The 8,860-nt window shown below is 69.7% G+C and carries 8 protein-coding genes; 6 read left to right on the top strand and 2 right to left on the bottom strand.

Features of this window, described 5'->3' with window-relative positions; all coding sequences use genetic code 11:
• Positions 1–1,360: 1,360 nt before the first annotated feature.
• The 6 genes from AC31A1_RS40475 (at position 1,361) to AC31A1_RS40500 (ending at position 7,368) form a co-directional block, all read left to right on the top strand.
• The gene (locus tag AC31A1_RS40475) at positions 1,361–2,233 is read left to right on the top strand and encodes an AraC family transcriptional regulator (protein ID WP_489658079.1); all 873 of its coding nucleotides are present in this window, start codon (positions 1,361–1,363) and stop codon (positions 2,231–2,233) included.
• Positions 2,234–2,329: 96 nt separating this feature from the next.
• Positions 2,330–3,028 (top strand): hemerythrin domain-containing protein, encoded by a 699-nt coding sequence (locus AC31A1_RS40480; protein ID WP_489658080.1) that lies wholly within the window; start codon positions 2,330–2,332, stop codon positions 3,026–3,028.
• Positions 3,025–3,903 carry an LLM class flavin-dependent oxidoreductase gene (locus tag AC31A1_RS40485; RefSeq protein ID WP_489658081.1) on the top strand — a complete coding sequence of 293 codons (879 nt, stop codon included), beginning with the start codon at positions 3,025–3,027 and terminating at the stop codon, positions 3,901–3,903. The genes AC31A1_RS40480 and AC31A1_RS40485 overlap by 4 nt, the downstream gene beginning before the upstream one ends.
• A 162-nt stretch (positions 3,904–4,065) precedes the next feature.
• Entirely contained in the window at positions 4,066–4,275 is a 210-nt protein-coding gene (locus tag AC31A1_RS40490; protein ID WP_489658082.1) for a hypothetical protein, read from the top strand.
• Positions 4,276–4,666: 391 nt separating this feature from the next.
• Entirely contained in the window at positions 4,667–5,596 is a 930-nt protein-coding gene (locus AC31A1_RS40495) for a helix-turn-helix domain-containing protein (protein WP_489658083.1), read from the top strand.
• Positions 5,597–5,892: 296 nt separating this feature from the next.
• Entirely contained in the window at positions 5,893–7,368 is a 1,476-nt protein-coding gene (locus AC31A1_RS40500; RefSeq protein WP_489658084.1) for an aldehyde dehydrogenase, read from the top strand.
• Between the two features lie 152 nt (positions 7,369–7,520).
• Here the strand turns inward: AC31A1_RS40500 and AC31A1_RS40505 are convergent, their stop codons facing one another.
• Together AC31A1_RS40505 and AC31A1_RS40510 are read right to left on the bottom strand one after the other, a co-directional pair.
• A complete protein-coding gene (locus AC31A1_RS40505; protein WP_489658085.1) occupies positions 7,521–8,132 on the bottom strand; it encodes an NAD(P)-dependent oxidoreductase in 612 nt (203 codons plus the stop codon).
• Between the two features lie 144 nt (positions 8,133–8,276).
• A complete protein-coding gene (locus AC31A1_RS40510) occupies positions 8,277–8,708 on the bottom strand; it encodes an ester cyclase (RefSeq protein WP_489658086.1) in 432 nt (143 codons plus the stop codon).
• Positions 8,709–8,860: the final 152 nt, after the last annotated feature.

Below are 8,860 nucleotides of genomic sequence, written 5' to 3' on the forward strand. Positions count from 1 at the left end.
CAGCGGATGCACGCCCCGGGCAGACACCCGCGCGTTCACGAACCTTGACCGGCTACACCACTTCGCGGGACACCATCCCGGCGGGTGTCGTCGGGGCTGTCCGGTCCGGACAGATCTCGCGTTCGGCTCGGGTCCTGGCGATGGTTGGCCGTGAGTGCACGCAATAGCCGTCCGGGGCATGGGCATCGAAAGAGCGGTCATGTCGGTGTATATGGGAGCTTCGTCCCATTTCAGAGTGAGATCAGCTTTTCAGGGTTGGTGCTCTCGACGCGCTGGATCCCGAGGTGCGCGGCCCGTCATCGTGCCGGGCGACGGGCGGCAAAACGGGCAGCTGCCGCTCGACCCGGTCGGGCAGGTGGTCCAGCTCCGTGTGTCGCCGGAGTTGGCCGGCCTGGAAGGGACTCACATACCGCCCTGGAGGGACCCGGCCGGGAATCGTGTTGCCGGAGCTGCCCGTGAGAGCCGCCCTGCCCAGGTGGTGTCCATCCCGGCGGCCTCCACCTGTCGTCGGTGCCCCCGGAATGTCCGCAGGCACCGGCCGGTTCCCGGACTCCCACAGCCGTGCGTCCTCGATCCGAAGTGCCCAGCCCGAGCGGGAGAAATATTCCCCGGTGACCGCGAACCGGGCCGCGGCCTACCGAGCGGCGGAGCTGACCGTTGAGGTGGAGAGGCCTGGGAGAGTGATCGCCCGCCAGCCTGTGGGAGATCAGCCCGGTCCTTCACCCCGCTGACGAGGTGGCCGACAAGGGGGGGCAGGGCTCAGTCGTCACAGCCCCAGCCGGGGCGCCGTGCTTCCGGCGACCTTTGAGTCGCGGCTCCAGCGGATCTCCGGTGTGGCGTCATCCGGCGCGGCATGTCCGAGGCGGTATGTCCTACGCGGCACGTCCGACGCGGACGAGGAGTTCGATGAACTCGCGGATGGCAGCGCGTTGTTCGTCTCGCGGGCGGACCACGATCGCGGCGGCCCGCACGGGCGGCATCCCGTCGATGTCGACGACGGCCGGACGACCGTCCTTACAGTTCGTCGCCTACGGTCGGACGCCCCTCCTTCAGTTCGTCGCCGACGGCCGGACCTGGAAGCACTGTGACGGCGGAGCCGCTGACGGCCGCCTGCTTCATCACGTCAAGGCTCCGGGACTCGACGTCCACGCGCAGCCGGGCACCCGCCTTGACCGCCTTGAGAGCCCGGCGCTCCAGAAGTCGTCGTGACCGCTGTGCCGCTGGGCCGGGGTTTCGTGAACCGCCCGGTCGGCCTCGCGGTCGCGGGATACCATGACTCGAATGGCCGGTCTCCTGCCGCGTGGTCCGACCGGCATCGGGGGAGTGTCTGATGCTCGTTCGCACGTCGACGATCGAATCCGTGCCGCAGGACGAGGTGACGGTATCGACGTATCGCTTCGCCGAGCTCGGTCCCATCCATATCGGTGAGGTCGATTTCAGCGGCGAGCTGAGGCTGGAGACCGAGGACGTCGGCACGGGTTTCTACGTGCACGTGCCCATCGCGGGGCGCTTCGCGTCACGTCACCGGGGTGTGGACCTGACGGTGAGCCGCCTGGGCTCGGCTCTGTACCGACCGGGTGGCGGCGCCGTTTCCGCCCGTTGGCCTGCCGGGTACCGCGGGCTGTGTGTCCGCATCGACATGCCCGCGGTGGAGACCATGCTGGCCCGGCTGGTCGGCGACCGGACCTCCCGCCGTGTCAGCTTCGACCCGGTGATGAACTACGCCGACGGCTTCGGACGCAACTGGGCCGAACTGCTGGTGTCCGTCAACCGGCAGATCGCGGCTCCGGGCAGTCTGCTGTCGCAGCCGCTGGTGGCCGGGCCCCTGGCGGACAGCATCGTGAACGGATTCCTCCTGGCGGCGACGCACTCCCACCCCGAGGCGCTCGGTGGGCCCGTCACGCGTGCACGGCCCGCGTCGGTCCGTACGGCCATCGACATCATCGAGTCGGACCCGCAGGCGCCGCTGACGCTCTCGCTCCTCGCGGACCGTTGCGGGGTCGGTCCGCGAGCTCTGCAGAAGGCATTCCAGGCGCATCTGGAGATGTCACCGATGGAGTACGTGCGTGACGTCCGGCTGCGCCGGGCGCACGAGGAGCTCCGGGTGGCCGACCCGGCCACGGATTCGGTCGCCGCCGTCGCGCGCCGCTGGGGTTTCGCTCATCTGGGAAGATTCGCCGCCGCGCACGAAGCGAAATTCGGTCAGAAGCCGCTGCATACGCTCCGCGGATAACCCGATTCGCGTCCTGGACATTTTGTTTGCCGACGTAGGCCAGGTTGCTAGATTCCGGAACGCCAAGTCCTTCCGGCAATCTCTGGGAATGCAAACATGAGCAACGAACCGCTCGCCGACGTACGTGACATGTACATGGCCCACACGATGTTCCGTCGCGAGTTCGGACTCGCCCCGGAACTCATCCGCGGTGTGGCCGACAACGATGTCACCCGCGCCGCCGTCATCGCCGATCACCTGCAGATCGTCGACAACGGCCTCCATCACCACCACAGCGCCGAGGACAAACACCTGTGGCCGCGGCTGCTGGAGCGGAACGCGGCGGACGCCGAGTCCATCGCGCGGCTGATGGAGGAACAGCACGCACAGATCGACAGGGTCCTGGACGAGGTGCGCGCCGGGCTGGCGCACTGGCGCGGCACCGCGGACCCCGCGCGGCGCGAAACCCTCGCCGTGTCGATGGACCAGCTCTCGGACCTCCTTGAGGAGCACCTCGCGGCGGAGGAGGACCACGCCGTACCGCTCCTCGCCCAGCACATCACCGCCGCCGAGTGGGGACAGATGCTGGCCGACGGCGCGGGGGACGTCGCTCCGGAACAGGCCCCGCTGATCTTCGGCATGATGGCCTACGAGGCGGACCCGGACACCGTCCGCGACATCGTCGCCCAGATGCCGCCCGAGGTCAGCGGCATCATCGGCGGTCTGGCCACGGAGGCCTACGCGACCCACGCGCAGCAGGTCTACGGCACTGCCACGCCGGAGCGTGTCGGTGCGCGCGGCGGGGTGAGCCGATGACCACCGGCACAGTGAGGTTCGGCGCCCTTCTGGAGCCGAGCCCGGACCGCCCGCAGGACGTCGTGGAACTGGCCGGACTGATGGAACAGCTCGACTACGACGTCGTCACGCTGTCCGATCACCCGTACTGGCCCGAACGGCTCGACACCCTCGCGCTGTTGACCGCCATGGCCGTCAGGACCCAGCGCATCACGGTCATGTCCAACCTGCTGAACCTTCCGCTGCGTCCGCCTCCGGTGCTTGCCCGCACCGCCGCGACCATCGACATCCTCAGCGGTGGCCGCTTCGAACTCGGTCTCGGCACCGGCGCCCAGCAGATGTGGGGGTCCATCGCCGCGGAGGGCGGGCCGGCACGCACCGCCGGGGAGTCCATCGAGGCGCTGGAGGAGGCCACCCACCTCATCCGCGCGTTGTGGACGTCCAAGACGGATGTCGCCTTCGAGGGCAAGCACTACCGGCTGGACAACGCGAAGCCGGGGCCCGAGCCGCGGCACGAGATCGGCATCTGGTTCGGCGCCTACCAGCCGCGGATGCTGCGGGTGGTCGGGACGATCGCCGACGGCTGGATCCCGAGTTCCCCGTTCCTCCCGCCGGTCGCGCTGCCGGACGCCAACCGGATCATCGACGAGGCGGCGCTCGCCGCGGGCCGCTCGCCGCGGGACATCGGCCGCGGTTACAACATCGAGGGCACCTTCGGCACCGGCTCCGGCTTCCTCGAAGGCCCCGCGACGGTGTGGGCCGAGCAGCTTGCCGAGCTGGTCCTGAACAAGCAGGCGGACACGTTCTTCCTCTACCGTGCGGCCTCGGCCGACTTCCTCCGCCAGTTCGCGGCAGAGGTCGCGCCCGCGGTCCGCGAACTCGTCGCCGTCGCCTGATCGCTCTGTATGTGGATCGCCCTGTATGTGGAGCGCGGCCGGGCAGCAGCGCAGCGTGCGTTTCAGGTTCCTCATCGTTTCGAGTCCCGGCCAACTGGCCGGCGTCTTCAGCGTGTTGCTGAAGGAGAGGGCCGACGCCCGTCCGCAGACAGCACTTGCGGTGTGCCCCCGAGCTGGGGGCAGCTGGAGGAATCTCGCCGGGCCGCCGAGGCGATCCGGATGACCCGCAGGGCGCTGCTGGAACTGCCCGAGCCGGCCGCGCCCCGGCAACTGCCGGACCATCCGGCCCACCAGCAGATCATGGCGGTGTTCACCACGGTTGACACCCTGCTGCGGGCCGCTCGCACACCTGCAGCAACAACACCTGCGTGAAGCTCAAGCGGCTCGCCGAGCGCGGGATCCTCGCCGGGACCGAGCAGGGCTTGCTCACCCGACCGCGGCCGTCGGCTGCCCGGCGCCGCCGCGACCTGCCCACTCACCCCGGACGAAGCAGCGCACCCGAACATCAGGTCCCACACCGCCCTCTGACACTCGGGCCTGCAAAGGCGCCAAGGCCGCCGTCGGCACCCACCAGGCCACCCTCCGTGAAATATCGTGATCGGCCGAGCGACAGTGGCGAGGACCGACAACACCGCGGCTCGATGAGCGGACCCGCCCGGAGGGCCCAGCCCGAGCGAGGCCCGCAGCTGTGCCGGTGACGGATCCGTTGGGGGGTACTGAGCGTGACTCGTTGGCGGGCGAGCGGCGGCGTACCGTCGATCGCATGAGTGATGGCAAGCAGGTCGGCCCCGGGGCGCGGGAAGAGATCCGCGCGTTCCTGGCGACCCGTCGCGCACGGTTGACCCCCGAGCAGGCGGGTCTCAAGGTGTTCGGCGGCGATCGGCGGGTCAAGGGTCTGCGTCGCGAGGAGGTCGCGGCACTGGCCGGCATCAGTGTCGAGTACTACGTCCGTCTGGAGCGCGGCGACGCCACCGGTGTCTCGGAATCGGTCCTCGACGGCATCCATCACGCGTTGCAGCTCACCGATGCCGAGCGGGCGCACCTGAGTGACCTGCTCGACGCCAGGCGCTCCCGTCGGCCTGCGCCGCCCACTGCACGGCCGCGGCTGCGGCTGCGGCCGCCGGTTCAGCGCATCCTCGACTCGATGACCACCACCGCGGCGCTCGTGTTCACCGGCTGCCTCGACATCATCGGCGCCAACGCGCTCGGCCGAGCGCTCTACCAACCGATGTACGCCGGCCCGGGTCGGCCGGTCAACACCGCCCGCTTCGCGTTCCTCGACCCGGCGGCCCGTACCTTTTGGCGCGACTGGGACAGAATCGCCGACGACTCCGCCGAACTGCTGCGCGCCGAAGCGGGCCGGACGCCGTACGACACGGAGCTCACGGCCCTGATCGGAGAGCTGTCGACGCGTAGTGAGGACTTCCGGGTCCGCTGGGCTCGCCATGACGTGCGCTCGTACGCCACTGGCGTCAAACGCGTCCACCATCCGGTCGTCGGCGACTTCGAGCTCGCCTACGAATCGACCCGGCTGGCCGACCCCGGTCAGATACTGATCATGTACACCCCCGAGCCGGACACCCCGTCGGAGGACGCGCTGCGGATGCTCGCCAGTTGGGCGGCGTCGAGGCCGGGCGCGGATCAGCCACGCCCGGCGGGCGATCCGCACGCCACCGGGCCCGAACCCGGATAACCGTCCAGGCAGAGCAACTCTTCGTCTCCGGCCCGTCTCCGGCCCGTCTCCGGCCCGTCTTCGGACGGCTGCTCGACGTGCCCGAAAACAGCCGACCGCCTCTCCGGGCGGACGACCCGACCGCAGCGTCTCCCGCTCGGACATCTCGCAGCCCTCGCATGCGGCGGGCGCACCGCGACTCCCACCATCCGCGCCGTTCCAGCCCGCCCGCACACACCGGGGCCGCGTCACCCGACCGGCAGTTCCGAAGCATTCCGGACTCTTTCCCAACCGCCGCTCCTCACAAGGAGATTCCCATGAACACCGTCCAGAACCAGACCCCCTTCGACCGGCCGATGTTCTTCGTCGGCGGCAACTGGATCGGCCCCAGCACCGATGAGCGCCATGTGGCCCTGGAGGCTGCCACCGAGGAACCCATCGGCATCGCCGCGATGGCCGGCCCCGCCGACATCGACGCCGCCGTGGCCGCCGCCCGCGCCGCCCTGGAGAGCGGGCCCTGGGCCCGCAGCACGGCGGCGGAGCGAGCCGAGGCCATGCGCCGTTTCGCCGACGCGTGGGACAAGCGAGCAGACCTCGCCACCACCCTCGTGAGCCGCGAGAACGGGATGCCCATCGCCCTGTCACGGCAGACCAACGGGCTCGGGCCCGCCGGTCATCTCCGCCGCAACGCCGATCTTGTCGAGAATTTTCCCCTGGAAGCGCCCCGCCCCAGCATGCGCGGAGCCACCATCGTGCGCCGCGAACCTGTCGGTGTCGTCGCGGCGATCACCCCCTGGAACTTTCCGCTCGGACTGGCGCTGAGCAAGCTCGCCCCGGCCCTCGCGGCCGGCTGCACCGTGGTGCTCAAGCCGTCGCCGGAAACCGCGCTCGACAGCTATCTGCTGGCGGACGCCGCCATCGAGGCCGGCCTGCCCGCGGGTGTGCTCAACATCGTGCTCGCCGACCGGGAGGCCGGCGCCTACCTCGTGAGCCATCCCGGCGTCGACAAGGTCGCCTTCACCGGCTCCACCGCGGCCGGTCGCGCGATCGGCGCCGAGTGCGGGCGTCTGATCCGTCGCTGCACCCTCGAACTCGGCGGCAAGTCCGCCTCGATCGTGCTCGACGACGCCGATCTCGACACGTTCGTCGCCGGTCTGGACGGTGCCTCCTTCATGAACAACGGCCAGACCTGCACCCTCCAGTCCCGGATCCTCGCACCGCGCTCGCGCTACGACGAGATCGTCGAGGCCGTGGCCGACTTCGCCTCCCGTCTCGTCGTCGGCGACCCGCTCGACCCGGCGACGACCTGCGGCCCGATGGCCAGCAGAGCGCACCAGGAGCGGGTGCTCGGTCACATCGACGCGGCCCGCGCTTCGTCGGCCCGGCTCATCACCGGCGGCGGGCGTCCCGCGGGCCACGACCGCGGCTGGTTCGTCGAACCGACGGTCTTCGCCGACGTGGACAACTCCGACCGGCTCGCCCGCGAGGAGGTGTTCGGACCGGTCCTCGCCGTCATCGCGTACGACGACGAGGCCGACGCCGTACGGATCGCCAACGACTCCGATTACGGGCTGGCCGGGTCCGTCTGGACCCAGGACGAGGCACGCGGCATTGACGTGGCCCGGCGGGTGCGCACGGGCACGATCGGCGTCAACTACTACGCGATCGACTTCAACTCCCCGTTCGGCGGCCTGAAGGCGAGCGGCATCGGCCGCGAGTACGGTCCCGAGGGGCTCAGCAGCTACCTGGACCACAAGTCCATCTACACCAGCGCCGACCATCTGCCCGCCTGACACCGCCCCTTGTGGCGGCCGCCATCCGGCCCGAGGCCGGCGACCGCCACAGAGCCGGGTTCAACGATGATCGGGCGACAGCGGCCTGATGCGCACAATGGAGCGAGCAAGAACGCCCGGTTCGGCGACACCGGAGGGTGCGGCAGACCTGGTCAGTTCTGCACGTAGACGGACTGATTCAGATAGCGCTCCTGTTCCAGATTGTCGAGCATGAAGTCGGCGAGATCGGCTCGGGAGATCCTGCCGAGGATGGACCGGCCTCGGTAATCCCCTTGCCGGTAGGCGCCGGTGGCGGGGCCGAAGGTGAGGGTGGGCGGCTGGACGATCGTGTACGTGAGGCCGGAAGCGCGAACCAGCGCATCCTGCCGTTCCTTCGCCGCAAAGCCGGAACGGGCGAGGAGGCGGACCGCGCCCACCACGCCTCGCATCGCAGGGTTGAGTCGGCGTCGGCTGATCACGCTGGTACCGAATCCGGTGAGCGCCTCCACGCGTTGTACGCCGGTGTCGCGCATCGCGGTGAGTATGGCGCGGGTACCTGTGTCGCAGACGGCGTCGCCGAGGCTGATGATCACCGCTTGAGTTCCGGTGAGCGCCTTCTCCAGGGCCGGCACGCAGTCGAGTTCGGCGATCGCGACCGTCAGTTTCGAATGCGAGAGCGTGATGCGGGAGGCGTCGCGGGTGACGGCGACGACCTCGTGCCCCCTCCGCAGTGCTTCGGGGATGAGCACGGAGCCGACACTGCCGCTGGCGCCGAAGACGGTCATTCTCATAGCGGTGCCTTCTCCAGGTCCGTGATGCAGGTCCGACGCTGCCGTCGGAGGAAGATGCCGACCGGCGACCGGGACGAACCCGGCAGTGTCCATGGGTGCCGGCCGGGATCATCGGCCGCGCCGGTACGGCTCGCTGTGTCAGGAGGCGGAGGGCAGGCTGGTGATGCCGAGTTGCAGGAGCATGGCGAGGATGTCCTCGACGAAGGTCGCCTCGGCGATCCTGCCGTTGTGGATGCGATAGATCCCCACGCCGTTCCACCTGGCAGGCTTGTCCGTGGCGGGTATGCCCATGAACGGGCCCGTGTTGACGCCGCTGTTGGTGAACAGCGCGACGACGGTGTCGCCGTCGGTCAGGAACCGCCGCGGCTCCAGGTGCATGCCGGTGAACGCGCCGGCGGCGTTGGCCTCGGCGAACTTCCTGAAGTCAGCCAGGCCGTGATACTCGCCGAGACTGCCCCCGCGCCAGACCATGTCCTCGGTCCAGTACCGCTCCAGGCCGGAGAGATCGCCCCCGTTGAGAACGGTGTCGATGAATCCCTGAACGACCGTGATGTTGTCCTGCGCGCTCATGGTGGTGCTCCTGTGGTCGGTGGATCAGGCGGAGGGACGGGGGGCGGACATGAACAGGCTGTCGTCCAGAAGCGGATCGAGCGTGTCCACGGTGAACAGGGCAGGCGGCCGGTTTTCCAGCTTCGCGAAGAGCGGGGAGAGGGAAGGGGGGG

Source organism: Streptomyces sp. P5F9, assembly GCF_057961495.1.

Coding starts and splice junctions, on each gene's coding strand:
- AC31A1_RS40500 (WP_489658084.1), top strand. CDS start 5,893: ATGAACACCGTCCAGAACCAGACCCCCTTCGACCGGCCGATGTTCTTC.
- AC31A1_RS40480 (WP_489658080.1), top strand. CDS start 2,330: ATGAGCAACGAACCGCTCGCCGACGTACGTGACATGTACATGGCCCAC.
- AC31A1_RS40485 (WP_489658081.1), top strand. CDS start 3,025: ATGACCACCGGCACAGTGAGGTTCGGCGCCCTTCTGGAGCCGAGCCCG.
- AC31A1_RS40505 (WP_489658085.1), bottom strand. CDS start 8,132: ATGACCGTCTTCGGCGCCAGCGGCAGTGTCGGCTCCGTGCTCATCCCC.
- AC31A1_RS40510 (WP_489658086.1), bottom strand. CDS start 8,708: ATGAGCGCGCAGGACAACATCACGGTCGTTCAGGGATTCATCGACACC.
- AC31A1_RS40495 (WP_489658083.1), top strand. CDS start 4,667: ATGAGTGATGGCAAGCAGGTCGGCCCCGGGGCGCGGGAAGAGATCCGC.